Here is a 13,970-nt window from a genome sequence, read left to right on the forward strand (position 1 = left end):
CCGCGGGGTTGAGGCCCTTAGGCGTCGTGCTTCCGCCCTCGACACTCGCGGCTACGCCGCATCGCATCGAGGGCGGAAGCACGACGCGGCCTCAACCCTATAAGGGCCTCGCTGAACTCGGCACGGGGTGGTGAATATTTCGGGAAGTTCGGTGCGGTAGGCGTGGGCTGGGCACGAGCGTATGACATCGCGGACCTGCTCTTCGGCGGCGGTATACGCCGACGGGGTCCGGGTCGTGCCCGCGTCTCATCCCACGCAGGCGCAGAACAGGGTGGCCGGGCCGTCGGCGGCTCGGGCACGAATATCGGTATCGGTGGCCGAGATCCACGCCGCGGTACCGCGGTCGAGCCGGACCTCGGAGCTGCCGTCGAGCAGATGTGCCGAACCGGCAGTGCACAAGACGATGCCGGGGCCGGCATCGGTGAGCGGAACCAGCGCCGAACCCTCGGTGATATCGAAGCGGCGCAACGCGAATTCGGGGGCGGGGGCGCGGTAGCGCACCGAACCGTCACCGGCCGGTTCCGGGAGTACCAGGGGCAGGTCGATGGGTTCGAAATCCAGGACCTTCAGCAACTCCGGCACATCGACATGTTTCGGGGTGAGTCCACCGCGCAGCACATTGTCCGAGTTCGCCATGATCTCCACCGCGACGCCGCGCAGATAGGCGTGCAGATTACCGGCGGCGAGGAACAAGCCCTGCCCGGGTTGCAGGGTGATCCGGTTCAGCAACAGCGAAGCCAGCACACCGGCATCACCCGGATAGCTTTCGGCGAGTTCGAGAGTCGTCTGGGCGACCGGTGCGAATTCGCGTTCCGCATTGGTCAGATAGCGCACGCAGCCGTCCAGGACGGCGGGCAGGAGCGTATCCAGCACCGTGTTCGGCAGCGTTATCCAGCTGGTGAACAGGGTGCGCAGGCCATCGGAATCGGGTTGCGCGGCGAGCAGATCGGCGTACTGCCCGAGCTCGGGAACACTCAGGGCACGGAACAGTTCCACCGTGCGCAGCGGATCCCGGAAACCGGCCAGTGCCTCGAAACGTTCCAGTGCCACCACAAGTTCGGGTTTGTGGCTGTCGTCGCGGTAGTTGCGCATGGGCGAATCCAGCGGCACCCCATTGCGGTTCTCCCGGGCGAAACCGGCGGCCGCCTGCTGCGCGCTCGGATGCGCCTGCAGCGACAACGGTTCCTCGGCGGCCAGGATCTTCAGCAGGAACGGCAACCTGCCGTCGAACCGGGTCGCGGCGGCGCCGAGTTCCCGGCCGGGCTCGGCCGAGACCACCTCGAGCAGCGAGCGTTTACCGCGTTCGGTCCGGATATAGGCGGGGTCGGCGGGGTGGGCGCCGAACCACAGTTCGGCCTCCGGATGCGCGGAAGGGACAGGGCGGCCGCAGAGTTCGGCGAGCGCGGTGCGTGAACCCCAGGCGTACGAGCGCAACGCACCTACGAGTTCGTGCACTAGTACGATCCCCCGTCGTACCTGTCCGGATCGCCGCCCGCGACCGCCCGGCCGCCGATGAGCCGCAGGTAGGCGGCCGTCATCTCCCAGCGCAGCGCCAGTACCGCGAGGCGTTCCAGCTCCGCGCCGGCATGGGTGGGCGGCTCCGGGGCCGGTTCGCCCGATTCGGCGCGGGACGGGTCCGCCGGAACCGTCTCGATATCGGCCGTCACCAGGTCGGCGTCGACCGTTCCACCGCCGGCGCCCCCGAACAGTGCGAGTTTGCGGCGCGCGGCCGGACTATCGGTATCGGTGCTGCACAGGAAGATCCGCTTCTTCTCGACCGGCGGCGGACCGTCGAGCTGCTCGTCGTGGAACAGCGGATCGTAATCCGGGGCAGCCGCGGTGGCCGCATCCACCAGCTGGGGGAGCGCGGCCACAGCAACGGACAAATCCACGGCGGTGGCGGTACGGCCCGCCGACTGCAGCAGAACCTCCGCGGCATGGATCGCGAGTTCGGTGGTCGCGGGGCTGTCACCGGCCAGGATCAGGCCGCGCTGCTGGGTGCGGGCGGCGAGGTTCTTGGCGGGGTTGTGGAACACCTCGTGCTGGGGGCCGTCGCGCAGCGCCTCGGTATCGAGCACATCGGCGAGATCGGTGAGGTCGGGCAGGTCACCGGCCGACCGGGCGGGAGCGATCGCCCGCAGGACCGCGATACCGGTCGCGAGGTAGCGCAGCAGCCGGTTGGCGTCGAGCACCGGTACCCGTGGTTCCAGCACGGCGGCACGTCCGGCCGCCGCGGCCCGCAGCGGCCCTTCGTTCGGTGCCGCGACGACCACCTCGGCCCCCCGGCGCACCGCCCGGTCCACCGCATCGATCAGCCGAGGGTCCCCGGCATCGTCACCGCTGACCAGTACGACATCCAAGGGGCCGGCCCAGGAAGGCACGGTGCTCACCGGAACCAGCGGCAAACCGGCACGGTCACCGAGCGCGGCCGCCAGCAGCCCCGCCGCCCGCCCCGCCCGGCCGGCGCCGGAAACCAGCAGCAGGCTGCGTGGCTGCAGACCGGCCAGCCCCGCGAGAGCATTCTCGGCCACGGCCGCGGCGGTGGCCCGTACCTGGGCGCCACCGGATGCGGCCGAACGGAGGGCGCCGCCGGTATCGGCGGCCTCGAGCATTGCGGCATCGTCCAGATCGAGTACCGGGGTATCAGCGATCATCGGGCGTGGCACCTCCCCTCATCGCGCTGTTTTCGGTCTCGGCCGCCGCCACCGCCCGGATCGTGGATACCGGGCCTGGAACGGGCGAATCCACGGTGTGTATTTCCACTATTCCAGTCAGGCGCGGACGATGCGCAGAATCTCGGTCACGAGTGCATCTACTTCCTCCGGACAGCGCGCTTCGACGTTGAGCCGCAGTAGCGGTTCGGTATTGGAGGCGCGCAGGTTGAACCAGGCGTCCTCGGGGAGTTGCACCGTCACGCCGTCGAGGCGGTCCACCGCGACCGCCCGGCCGGCGAACGCGTCGAGCACCGCGCCGGTCCGTTCGGCGGCATCGGCGACGGTCGAGTTGATCTCACCCGAGGCGGCGTACCCCGTGTAGGAGGCCATCAGTTCCGAAACGGGACGTTTGTCCTCACCGAGGGCGGCCAGCACATGCAGCGCGGCCAGCATGCCGGAATCGGCGCCCCAGAAATCGCGGAAGTAGTAGTGCGCGGAATGCTCTCCGCCGAAAACCGCCCCGGTACTCGCCATGAGCTGTTTGATGAACGAATGCCCCACCCGCGACCGCACCGGCGTGCCGCCCAGCTCGGTCACCAGCTCCGGCACCGATCGTGACGTGATCAGGTTGTGGATGATCGTGGCACCGGGCTCCGCGGCGAGTTCACGCTCGGCGACCAGCGCGGTGATGGCGGAGGGCGACACCGGATCACCCTGTTCGTCGACGACGAAACAGCGATCGGCGTCCCCGTCGAACGCCAGCCCGATATCGGCGCCGGATTCCCGGACCAGTTTCTGCAGGTCCACCAGGTTCGCCGGGTCCAGCGGGTTGGCCTCGTGGTTGGGGAACGACCCGTCCAGCTCGAAGTACAGCGGCACGATCGTCACCTGCGGCAGGGCGCCGAGAACCGCGGGAACGGTATGCCCGCCCATCCCGTTACCGGCGTCCACCGCGACGGTCAGCGGCCGGATACCGTCCAGCTTCACCAGATCACGCAGGAACACCGCATAATCGCCGAGCAGATCGGTGTCCGTGGTGGTACCCGGTGTGCCGTCGTAGCCGGGCACACCGGTGACGAGTTCCTCGGCGATGGTGGCGAGACCGGTGTCCTGACCGACCGGCAGTGCCCGCGCCCGGCACAATTTGATGCCGTTGTAGCGGGCCGGGTTGTGGCTGGCGGTGAACATCGCGCCCGGGCAGTCGAGTGTGCCCGAGGCGAAATACAGCTGATCGGTGGACGCCAGGCCGATCCGCACCACGTCCAGCCCCTGAGCCAGTACGCCCGCGGCGAACGCATCCACCAGCTCCGGCGACGAGGCACGCATATCGTGACCGATCACGATGCGCTGCGCGTCTTCGGCCCGCATGAGCCGAGCGAACGCGGAGCCGGTGTCCCGGACGAAATCGGCATCGAGTTGTTCCCCGACGACGCCGCGGATGTCGTAGGCCTTGATCACCGCGTTCACGGACTCGGCAGGGCGGGCGACTGTCATGGGGACCACCCTAGTAGGTGCCTCTTCAGCGCCGTATTCATGGCAGTGCCTCCGGCCCCACCCGCTCGCGATCCGAGGACAGTCCGCGTCCTGCCCGGGCTGACCGGTCCGGCCGAGATGCACCCGCCGCGCCGCACGACTCGGCACCGCCGCCGGTCGCGTTCAGCGTTTGCAGGTCGTGTCTGCCGAGCAATGCTGTTGATCAGCGCCGCCGCCGTTTCCGCCGGTTCGGAGACCGGTGGTTTCGCCGCCGCGCCGGTGGCCCACGCGGACCGGTGTGCACCGTTTCGGCCGGGGGCGGGCGAATTACGCAGGTGTCCTGCGAAACACGGCGCTGCCGCCGCGCAGGTCCGATCCAGGATTCGTGGGTCCGGCATACGGATCGTCAGTACTTCGGCACGATCGCTGGGACGTCGATGTGGAGCCGGGTGACGAGGCACAACCGAACCGGTAGCCGGGTGCGGTAGGACTGCGGCGCGCCGGGATCAGCTGGGCGGGTCGGGAAGGACGCGGAGATGCCCACGGCGCCCCGTGCGGGTCGGGCGCGGGGGAGGTGTGTGCTCGCGGTAGCCGCGCTGCTCCGGTTCGGGGGGACGGCGGCGTAGGCCCGCCTCGCGGACGGCCTCGGCCAGCGCCGTGAGGTCGTCGTCATCGGGACTGGTGGCGAAACCGCCTTCGTGCCGGACCATATCCCAGCCCTTGGGGGCGGTGATCCGGGAGGCATGTGTTCCGCAGAGGTCCCAGGAATGGGGTTCGGCCACCGTCGCCAGCGGACCCACCACCGCGGTGGAATCCGAATAAACATAGGTCAGCGTCGCGACGGCCGGATTCTTGCAGCCGGGTCGGCAGCAACGACGCATGGAGATCACGTCGATGAGAGTAACCCGCAACACGGACACAGGTGGGGCAGACACGCTGTGATTTCGGCGTCGCCTCCGGTGCCGCGGGACGGGAGCTCTGTTTCCCGGGGGATCGGAGCGCTGTTGCCCCTGGTCTCGGGGTGGACCGTTCGTCGAGGGGTGTTCGGAGCGCATTGAGGCGTGGGGAGTGGTGCGCTGGTGGGTGGGCCTTCGGTGGAGGGGGTGTGTTGTGGAGTGCGTTGCGGCGCGAGGGTGGGGTGTGGTTGGTGTGCTGGTGAGTGGGTCATCGTGGAGAGGCGGGGTGTGCTTCGGAGTCCACTGCGGGGCGGGTGGGTGTGATTTCGAAGTGCATTGCGGGACGCCGGGGTGGGGATGATGGGGAACTGCAGTGCGGGCGCGGGGTGGGTGTTGTTTGGAACTGCACTGCCGGCGCAGGGTAGGTGTGGTTACGGTGCTGTCGGGGTTGACCGTCCGCGAAGGGGCGGGCTGTAATTTTGGAGCCGCTCCGCGGCTCGAGGGTGGGGCCCTTTCGGGCCCGGTTCTTCACTCCCGCCGGTCGGTCGCTGCGCTCCCTCCCTCTGGTCGCTCCAGAACCGGGCGGGCCCCACCCAGGGACAGGGGAGGTGGGTGATCAGATAACTGGGAGCAATTGCTGCGCGGCCGGTCGGGGCGAGATTGTTCTGTGATCGGGATGGCCGTTGTTCGGACCGGGGATCGGTCCGCCGGTGCCGCGTCCATCGGGTGTCTTCGAGGTTGCAGAAGTTTGCCGGGTGGCAGATCGACGACGGCTATTCCGGTTCGGGGTCGATGACGTCCGGGTCGACGCCGAGGTAGGTGGCGATCTGCTGGACCAGCACTTCGCGCAGCAGGTCCACCAGATCCTCCGGGTCGCCCGCGCGTAATTCGAGGGGTTTGCGGAACAGGACGACGCGTGCGCGGATGGGGGTGCCGTGCCGGTCGACCCCGGCCGGGATGAGCCGCGACAGCGGGACCGGGCCGTCGGCGACCACCTCGTCCGGCCAGGTGACCGAATCCGGGTGCAGCGGGCGTATTTTCGGGACATCGTCGACGGCGATATCCAGTTTGGTGAGCCGGTCGTGCCAGCGGGTGTCCAGTGGCGCGAACGCCTCGAGTACGAGGCGATCGAACTTCTGGCCGCGGGTGCGCCAGGCCGGAACCGTCGGAGGAAGCATGGGTCCGCGCACGCCGCGACCGCGGCGGCTCACCGACCGGGCGGTCGGGGGTCTGCGATTGCGGGATCGTGCCATGACTCGAACGTTAGTCACCGATCGCCGACCGCGACGGCCCGCCCCGGCTACCTGCTCCGGGGCGCACCGACGCGAGCGGTGTCGTCAGCCGATACCGCGCTTGAGGCGCCGGCGCTCCCGCTCCGACAGGCCGCCCCAGATTCCGAACCGTTCATCGTGTGCGAGCGCGTATTCCAGGCATTCGTCGCGAACCTCGCATCCCATGCAGATGCGTTTGGCCTCGCGTGTGGAGCCGCCCTTCTCCGGGAAGAACGCTTCCGGATCGGTTTCCGCGCACAATGCGCGTTCCTGCCACTGTTCCTCGATGGAGTCGAACATCTCGTCGAAACCGGTCACGATAAGGCTGAGCCGGGGCGTCGATTCTCGCTCACTCCGATCGCGATCGGTCCAGCCGTTGTCAGCAGCGACGCCTCGTGCTGCGCCTGCTGTGGAATCGGTTCGCGATACACCCACCGGAATGCCGGCCGGGGCCAGTTCTTCGGCCATCGCTCCGCCTCCTCACTGTGTGTTAGCGCAGAATGATTTCTTTCCGTCGATCCACACGCTTATCGACGGCCTAACTCCGCGATGTTGTCTCGCGGACTTCCCCGAGCCCGTCATTCCAATTCGAACACCTGTTCGAGTTTCCGTTCACGCCTTGAACTTCCAGCGCCATCCGGAATGACATGTCTGTGATTAGACACGCCGCCGGGTGTGATGGTCAAGCCACCGTCACTATTCCGTTACTATCCCGCGCGGCATTCCGAGTCGATCTTGTGACCCGAATAGCAAATGACCGGCAAATATAGCGAAAGACGCACTATTTCCCGGGCCGCATAGGGTGTACAGATGTGACTTCACAACAAGCGGACATCGGGCCCGCCAATGGTCCCCGTATCGTCGTCCTGGTCGGCGGAGTGGGTGGCGCGCGGTTCCTGCTGGGTGTACGGGAGCTGCTGCCCGAAGCGAAGGTTTCGGCCGTCGTCAATGTGGGCGATGACGTCTGGATGCACGGGTTGAGAATTTGCCCCGACCTCGATACCTGCATGTATACCCTCGGCGGCGGAATAGACCCCGAGCGTGGCTGGGGCCGACTGGGGGAAACCTGGCACGCGAAGGAAGAGTTGGCGAAATACCATGCTCAGCCGGACTGGTTCGGGCTGGGGGATCGGGATATCGCCACACATCTGGTTCGCACCGAAATGTTGCGCGCCGGCTATCCGCTCTCGGCGGTTACCGAGGCGCTGTGCAATCGGTGGCAACCGGGCGTCGAACTCATCCCGGCAACCGACGATCGCTGTGAAACGCATGTTGTTATCAGCGACCCGGAGAGCCCCAGCGAACGCCGCGCGATCCATTTTCAGGAGTGGTGGGTTCGGTACCGCGCCGACGTTCGAACTCATGGATTCGCCACAATCGGGGCCGATGAAGCCAAGCCGGCGCCGAATGTGATCGAACTCATAGCCGATGCGGATATCGTATTACTGGCCCCCTCGAACCCTGTTGTGAGCGTGGGCTCCATCCTCTCGGTACCCGGAATCCGGGGCGCACTGCGCACCACCGCGGCCCCGGTGATCGGCGTATCCCCGGTGATCGATGGGAAGCCGCTGCGCGGTATGGCCGACGAATGCCTGTCGGTGATCGGAGTGGAGACCTCCGCGGAAGCGGTCGGCCGGCACTACGGATCACGTTCGGCCACCGGCATTCTCGACGGCTGGCTGATCCACACCACCGATACCGCCGACGTCCCCGGGGTACAGGTGCGCAGCATCCCGCTGCTGATGACCGATCCGCAGGCCACGGCCGAAATGGTGCGTGCGGCCCTCGAGCTGGCAGGAGTGAAACCGTGACCGGTGCCGAGTCTTTCGCCGAGGTAATTGCCGATCACGCCGCCGCGGAATTACGCATTCTCCCGATCACCGGATTACCCGAATTCCGGCCCGGTGACGACCTCGCCGAACATATCGCCACCTGCGCTCCGTGGCTGGCCGACGGCGATGTTCTGGTGGTCACCAGCAAGATCGTCGCCAAGGCGGAGGGGCGGATCGTCGCCGCACCAACCGATCCGGAGCAGCGCGATGCGGCGCGGCGGCGGCTGGTGGAGCAGGAATCGGTGCGGGTCGTGGCCCGCCGCGGTCGGACCCTGATCACCGAGAACCGGCTCGGCATCGTGCAGGCTGCCTCCGGGGTGGACGGGTCCAATGTCGAAAGCGGCGAACTGGTCCTGCTTCCCGCCGACCCCGACGGCAGCGCGAAAGGGTTGCGTTCGGCCCTGGCGACCCGGCTCGGTGTGAATGTGGCGGTGGTGGTCACCGACACGATGGGGCGCGCCTGGCGCAACGGCCAGACCGATGTCGCGATCGGCTCCGCGGGACTGCGTGTACTGCACGACTATTCGGGCACCGTGGACGGCCAGGGCAACGAACTGCAGGTCACCCAGGTCGCGATCGCCGACGAACTCGCCGCGGCCGCTGATCTGGTGAAGGGCAAACTGGGCGCGGTGCCGGTGGCGGTGGTACGCGGTCTGACGCCCACGGACGACGGTTCCACCGCGACCGACCTCGTTCGTGCGGGAACCGACGATCTGTTCTGGCTCGGGACCGCCGAGGCCTTGCAGCGCGGCCGGGAAGAGGCGGTGCTGCTGCGGCGTTCGGTGCGCAGTTTCACCGCCGACCCGGTGGACCCGGAAAAGATCCGGTCGGCGACCGCGGTCGCCTTGACGGCCCCCGCGCCGCATCACACCCGTCCGGTGCGGTTCGTCTGGCTACGCGACCGGGCGCGGCGCGAGCGGCTGCTCACCGCGATGGCGGAGAAGTGGCGGGCCGATCTCCTGGCCGACGGTCTGGACGCCGAACGGGTGGAGCGCCGGGTGAACCGCGGGCGCATACTCTTCGACGCCCCGGAGGTGATCATCCCGTTCTGCGTGCCCGACGGGGCCCACGACTATCCCGATGATCGCCGCCGCGCCGCGGAACAGACCATGTTCACCGTCGCGGTGGGCGCCGCGGTGCAGGGGTTGCTGGTAGCGCTGGCCGCCGAGGGGCTGGGGAGCTGCTGGATCGGTTCGACCATCTTCGCGCCCGAGGTCACCCGTGCGGTCCTGGACCTGGACGGCGACTGGAATCCGCTGGGCGCCATCGCCGTCGGCCATCCCACCGAGGTGCTCGGGCCTCGTTCCCCGCGGGATCCGGCGGCGGGGCTGGTGGAACGGTGAGCGCCGAATCGCTGCATATTTCGGCCGTCGAACTGCTGACCACCTGGAAACCGGGCAGCGGTCCCGCGGCCTCGCTGCGGGAGGCGATACTGGCCTTTCTGGGGTCGGCGCCGCGTGGCTGCCTGCGCGAACACGCGCCCGGTCATATCACGGCGTCGGCCGTCGTTTTCTCGCACGACGGCCGGGAGGTCCTGCTGACGCTACATCCCCGCGTCGGGCGCTGGATCCAGCTCGGCGGGCATTGCGAGGAGAGCGACGAGACGGTGGCGGCGGCCGCGCTCCGCGAGGCCACCGAGGAATCCGGTATCGACGGATTGCGTCTCGCTCCGGAACTCTATGCGGCCCAGGCGCATCCGATCACCTGTTCCCTCGGGGTGCCGACGCGGCATCTGGATCTGCTGTTCCGGATCACCGCCCCGCCCGGGGCGGTGCCGGTGCGCAGTGCGGAATCCACCGATCTGCGGTGGTGGCCGGTGGACGCCCTGCCGCCGGATGCCGACGTCGTGCTCTTGCCGTGATCCCGCGTTCCGCGCGGGCCCGGCACGGCGGTAACCGATCGAACGAACTTGAAACTTTGACTCGAACAGGTCGTTCGTGCCAGTGTCGCTGCCATGCCGAGCACCGGATCCCGGAATTTCATCCAGGGGTCTGCGCGTGAGTTGCTGCGCACAGCCATCCTGGACGCGATGCGTGACCTTCTCGGGCAACGGGACTGGTCCAAAATCACCCTCACCGAGGTGGCGGCCGGCGCCGGGGTGAGCCGGCAGACCCTCTACAACGAATTCGGTTCGCGTCAGGGTTTGGCGGAGGCCTATGCCATCCGTCTGGCCGACGATCTCGTCGACCATGTGGAGACGGCGCTCGCCGCCAATATCGGTGACGCCGACGCCTCCATCCGCGACGGCATCGCAAGCTATTTCCGCGACGCCGCCCAGGACCCGCTGGTGCAATCGCTGGTGCTCGGCGAGGTCAAACTCGACCTGCTGCGCCTCATCACCCTCGACGCGGGTCCGCTGATCGAGCACGCCACCGAGCGGCTCATCGGCGTTATGCAGCGCAGCTGGGTGGCCTTCACCAGGGGCCAGGCCGAGACCTTCGCTCATGCCCTGGTGCGGCTGGCGATCAGTTATATCCCCACCCCACCCGGGCCGGAACACGACGTACCGGCCGAACTCGGCCGCGTCTTCGGTCCCTATGTGGCCGCGGTGCTCGCCGGGCGGCCGGCAGCGGAAGTCCCCGCGCGGTGAGCCGGGTCGTGAGATACCTGAAGAAGTCGCCGCGACCTGCGAGTTCACCTGTTTCCGGCCGGGTTCGCCGCCGGCCGCCCATCGGGTACGGCGGCAGGGTACGGTTCCGGCGTGTAACGGTCGCCACGTTTGGGTCGAACAACGACGCAATGGAGACACCGGGTCTGCGAATATATAGGCCGCTGCAAGTTCGGTTTTTCAATAGCGGGGCAAACGTGCAATTGGTTGGCAAGTCGGCCGGGTCGGCCGATCCCAAACGCCATCTATGGATCCTCGGCCTGATCGCTCCGGCCACCGCGCTGCTGCCCTCCCAGCTGGTGCTGCACACCGGCCTCGAGGTGTTCTGGTGGACCGGGCCGATCATGGTCCTGATGCTCATCCCGTTACTCGACCTGCTGGTCGGCGACGACGGCTCCAACCCCCGCGACGAAGACTACGAAACCCTCTCCAACGACCGCTACTACCGTTGGTGCACCTACCTCTTCCTGCCCATCCAGCTGGTAGGTCTCGCCCTGGCCGGATACCTGTGGTCCGGCAGCGAACTCGATATCGTCGACAAGACAGGCCTGGCCGTCACCCTCGGCCTGGTGTCCGGGATCGGTATCAATGCCGCCCACGAACTCGGCCACCGGGTCGAACGCCTGGAACGGTGGCTGGCCAAGATCGCCCTGGCGCAATCCGGGTACGGCCACTTCTTCGTCGAACACAACCGCGGCCACCACGCCCGGGTCGCGACCCCCGAGGACCCGGCCAGTGCCCGGTTCGGCGAAAGTCTGTGGGAATTCCTGCCGCGCAGTGTGGCCGGGGGTTTCCGCTCCGCGCTACGGCTGGAGCGCGACCGGCTGCGCCGGAGGGGGTCGGGCTGGTGGAGCCCGCGCAACCACATCCTGCAGGCGTGGGCGATGACGGTGGTGCTCTTCGGGGGCCTGATGCTGGTTTTCGGCTGGCAGATCCTGCCCTACCTGCTGCTGCAGGCAGTGCTGGGTGCGGGCCTGCTGGAAACCGTCAACTACATCGAGCACTACGGGTTGCTCCGGGAGCGCCGCCCCAACGGGCGGTACCGGCGCTGCACGGCACGCGACAGCTGGAACAGCGATCGACTGGTCACCAATATCTTCCTGTTCCATCTCCAGCGGCACAGCGACCATCACGCCAATCCCGGCCGGCGCTACCAGACGCTGCGCAGTTCCGACGAGGCCCCGCAACTGCCCGCCGGGTACGCGGCCATGGTGGTTCTCGCCATGATCCCGCCGCTGTGGCGCCGGGTGATGGACAAACGGGTGCTCGCGCACTACGACGGCGACCTCACCCGGATCAATCTCGCGCCCCGCAAACGGCCGGCCGCAGCCGCGGTCTCGCCCGGCCCCGGCATGGTCACCGGCTGAGACCCACGTGGGTCCCGCACGCCGCGCGCCCGGTACCGGCACCAACCGATCCAGCCGGACCGCGGCCGCGCCGAACCGGCTAGCCTTGCGATCGAGACCGTGTTTATCGGGCCTGAGCGAGGCCTGGCCGATCGGTCCACCTCCTGACGCGGAGGCCGGAGCGAAGGCGGAGGTATCGCACTACCGCCTCCGGGCCTGACTCGCTCATGCCGTAACCGAGAGAAGGCTGATCCACGCTGATGACGACCTCCGAATTGCCTCGCACATCGTTGAGCACCGATAGCCGCAACGGCGTCGAATACAAGGTCGCGGATCTGTCGCTGGCCGATTTCGGCCGCAAGGAGATCCGGCTGGCCGAACACGAGATGCCCGGGCTGATGGCCCTGCGCCGCGAATACGCCGATGTCGCGCCGCTGAAAGGCGCCCGCATCTCCGGCTCGTTGCATATGACCGTGCAGACCGCCGTGCTGATCGAAACCCTCACCGCACTGGGCGCCGAGGTCCGGTGGGCCTCCTGCAATATCTTCTCCACCCAGGATCACGCCGCGGCGGCCGTGGTGGTCGGCCCGCACGGCACCGTCGAGGAGCCGCAGGGCACCCCGGTGTTCGCCTGGAAGGGCGAAACACTGGAGGAGTACTGGTGGGCGGCCGAACAGATGCTCACCTGGCCGGGCGAACCGGCCAATATGATCCTCGACGACGGCGGCGACGCCACCATGCTGGTGCTGCGCGGGGCGCAGTTCGAGAAGGCCGGTGTGGTGCCGCCGGCCGACGAGGAGCATTCCGCGGAGTACACGGTCTTCCTGAACCTGCTGCGCGAGCGGTTCGAGACCGATAAGGGCAAGTGGTCCGCCATCGCCGAGAGCGTCAAGGGCGTCACCGAGGAAACCACCACCGGTGTGCTGCGCCTGTACCAGTTCGCCGCCGCCGGTGAACTGTCCTTCCCGGCGATCAATGTCAACGATTCGGTCACCAAATCCAAGTTCGACAACAAGTACGGCACCCGGCATTCGCTGATCGACGGCATCAACCGCGGCACCGATGTCCTCATCGGCGGTAAGAAGGTGCTGATCTGTGGCTACGGCGATGTCGGCAAGGGGTGCGCGGAATCGCTGGCCGGGCAGGGTGCCCGCGTCCAGGTCACCGAGATCGACCCGATCAACGCCCTGCAGGCGCTGATGGACGGTTTCGATGTGGTGACCGTGGAACAGGCCATCGGTGACGCCGATATCGTCATCACCTCGACCGGTAACAAGGACATCATCACCCTCGACCATATGCGGGCGATGAAGGACCAGGCCATTCTCGGAAATATCGGCCATTTCGACAACGAAATCGATATGGCCGGCCTGGAACGGTCCGGCGCGACGAAGTTGAATATCAAACCTCAGGTCGACCTGTGGACGTTCGGTGATTCCGGTAAGTCCATCATCGTGCTGTCCGAGGGGCGGCTGCTCAATCTGGGCAACGCCACCGGCCACCCGTCCTTCGTGATGAGCAACAGCTTCTCCAACCAGGTGATCGCACAGATCGAACTGTGGACCAAACCGGAGGAGTACGACAACGAGGTCTACCGCCTGCCGAAGGTGCTCGACGAGAAGGTCGCCCGCATCCACGTGGAAGCGCTGGGTGGCACGCTGACCAAGCTCACCAAGGACCAGGCCGAATACATCAATGTCGATGTCGAAGGCCCGTACAAGCCGGAGCACTACCGCTACTGATCCGGCACCCTTTCCCGGTCTCCACCAGTGCCCCCCCGCCCCCGGGGGGGGGGGGCCGGGGGGGCGGGTGGGGGGGGGGGGGGGGGGGGGGGGGGGGGGGGGGGGGCGGGGGGGGGGGCGGGCGGGCGGCGCGGCCGCCCCCACCGCC

Annotated in this window: 12 protein-coding genes; 6 read left to right on the plus strand and 6 right to left on the minus strand. The window is 67.7% G+C overall.

Annotation, left to right across the window (positions count from 1 at the left end):
- Positions 1-246: 246 nt before the first annotated feature.
- From manA to QH196_RS11795, 6 genes are all read right to left on the minus strand, one after another.
- Positions 247-1,455 (minus strand): mannose-6-phosphate isomerase, class I, encoded by a 1,209-nt coding sequence (gene manA / locus QH196_RS11770; protein ID WP_280415810.1) that lies wholly within the window; start codon positions 1,453-1,455, stop codon positions 247-249.
- A complete protein-coding gene (locus QH196_RS11775; protein WP_280415811.1) occupies positions 1,455-2,654 on the minus strand; it encodes a tobH protein in 1,200 nt (399 codons plus the stop codon). The genes manA and QH196_RS11775 overlap by 1 nt, the downstream gene beginning before the upstream one ends.
- A gap of 117 nt (positions 2,655-2,771) precedes the next feature.
- Positions 2,772-4,148 carry a phosphomannomutase/phosphoglucomutase gene (locus tag QH196_RS11780; RefSeq protein ID WP_280415812.1) on the minus strand — a complete coding sequence of 459 codons (1,377 nt, stop codon included), beginning with the start codon at positions 4,146-4,148 and terminating at the stop codon, positions 2,772-2,774.
- 485 nt (positions 4,149-4,633) lie between these two features.
- Positions 4,634-5,008 carry a DUF3499 domain-containing protein gene (locus QH196_RS11785; protein WP_081595732.1) on the minus strand — a complete coding sequence of 125 codons (375 nt, stop codon included), beginning with the start codon at positions 5,006-5,008 and terminating at the stop codon, positions 4,634-4,636.
- Between the two features lie 788 nt (positions 5,009-5,796).
- Positions 5,797-6,276, minus strand: coding sequence for a metallopeptidase family protein (locus QH196_RS11790; protein ID WP_168433861.1), 480 nt, complete (start codon positions 6,274-6,276; stop codon positions 5,797-5,799).
- Positions 6,277-6,360: 84 nt separating this feature from the next.
- Entirely contained in the window at positions 6,361-6,594 is a 234-nt protein-coding gene (locus QH196_RS11795; RefSeq protein WP_033243613.1) for a WhiB family transcriptional regulator, read from the minus strand.
- A gap of 512 nt (positions 6,595-7,106) precedes the next feature.
- Between QH196_RS11795 and cofD the strand changes: the two genes are divergently transcribed.
- The 6 genes from cofD to ahcY all read left to right on the plus strand — a co-directional run bounded on the left by cofD (position 7,107) and on the right by ahcY (position 13,822).
- Complete coding sequence (gene cofD, locus QH196_RS11800; RefSeq protein WP_280415813.1) at positions 7,107-8,105, plus strand: 2-phospho-L-lactate transferase; 999 nt, start codon at positions 7,107-7,109, stop codon at positions 8,103-8,105.
- Positions 8,102-9,469: a coenzyme F420-0:L-glutamate ligase gene (locus QH196_RS11805; protein WP_280415814.1), complete on the plus strand. Its 1,368-nt coding sequence runs from the start codon at positions 8,102-8,104 to the stop codon at positions 9,467-9,469. The genes cofD and QH196_RS11805 overlap by 4 nt, the downstream gene beginning before the upstream one ends.
- Positions 9,466-9,987, plus strand: a complete 522-nt coding sequence (locus QH196_RS11810; RefSeq protein WP_280415815.1) for an NUDIX hydrolase — start codon at positions 9,466-9,468, stop codon at positions 9,985-9,987. Before QH196_RS11805 ends, QH196_RS11810 begins: the two co-directional genes overlap by 4 nt.
- Positions 9,988-10,080: 93 nt before the next feature.
- Positions 10,081-10,716 carry a TetR/AcrR family transcriptional regulator gene (locus QH196_RS11815; RefSeq protein ID WP_280415816.1) on the plus strand — a complete coding sequence of 212 codons (636 nt, stop codon included), beginning with the start codon at positions 10,081-10,083 and terminating at the stop codon, positions 10,714-10,716.
- 215 nt (positions 10,717-10,931) lie between these two features.
- Positions 10,932-12,101 (plus strand): alkane 1-monooxygenase, encoded by a 1,170-nt coding sequence (locus tag QH196_RS11820; RefSeq protein WP_432279474.1) that lies wholly within the window; start codon positions 10,932-10,934, stop codon positions 12,099-12,101.
- A 239-nt stretch (positions 12,102-12,340) separates the two neighbouring features.
- Positions 12,341-13,822, plus strand: coding sequence for an adenosylhomocysteinase (gene ahcY, locus QH196_RS11825; RefSeq protein ID WP_280415817.1), 1,482 nt, complete (start codon positions 12,341-12,343; stop codon positions 13,820-13,822).
- Positions 13,823-13,970 lie beyond the last annotated feature (148 nt).

Source organism: Nocardia carnea (assembly GCF_029868325.1).
Classification (GTDB): domain Bacteria; phylum Actinomycetota; class Actinomycetes; order Mycobacteriales; family Mycobacteriaceae; genus Nocardia; species Nocardia carnea_C.

Bases quoted from the DNA above. Each gene is read 5' to 3' on its own strand.
- QH196_RS11775 (WP_280415811.1), bottom strand. From the start codon at position 2,654: ATGATCGCTGATACCCCGGTACTCGATCTGGACGATGCCGCAATGCTC.
- QH196_RS11790 (WP_168433861.1), bottom strand. From the start codon at position 6,276: ATGGCACGATCCCGCAATCGCAGACCCCCGACCGCCCGGTCGGTGAGC.
- ahcY (WP_280415817.1), top strand. From the start codon at position 12,341: ATGACGACCTCCGAATTGCCTCGCACATCGTTGAGCACCGATAGCCGC.
- QH196_RS11780 (WP_280415812.1), bottom strand. From the start codon at position 4,148: ATGACAGTCGCCCGCCCTGCCGAGTCCGTGAACGCGGTGATCAAGGCC.
- QH196_RS11795 (WP_033243613.1), bottom strand. From the start codon at position 6,594: ATGTTCGACTCCATCGAGGAACAGTGGCAGGAACGCGCATTGTGCGCG.
- QH196_RS11815 (WP_280415816.1), top strand. From the start codon at position 10,081: ATGCCGAGCACCGGATCCCGGAATTTCATCCAGGGGTCTGCGCGTGAG.
- QH196_RS11785 (WP_081595732.1), bottom strand. From the start codon at position 5,008: ATGCGTCGTTGCTGCCGACCCGGCTGCAAGAATCCGGCCGTCGCGACG.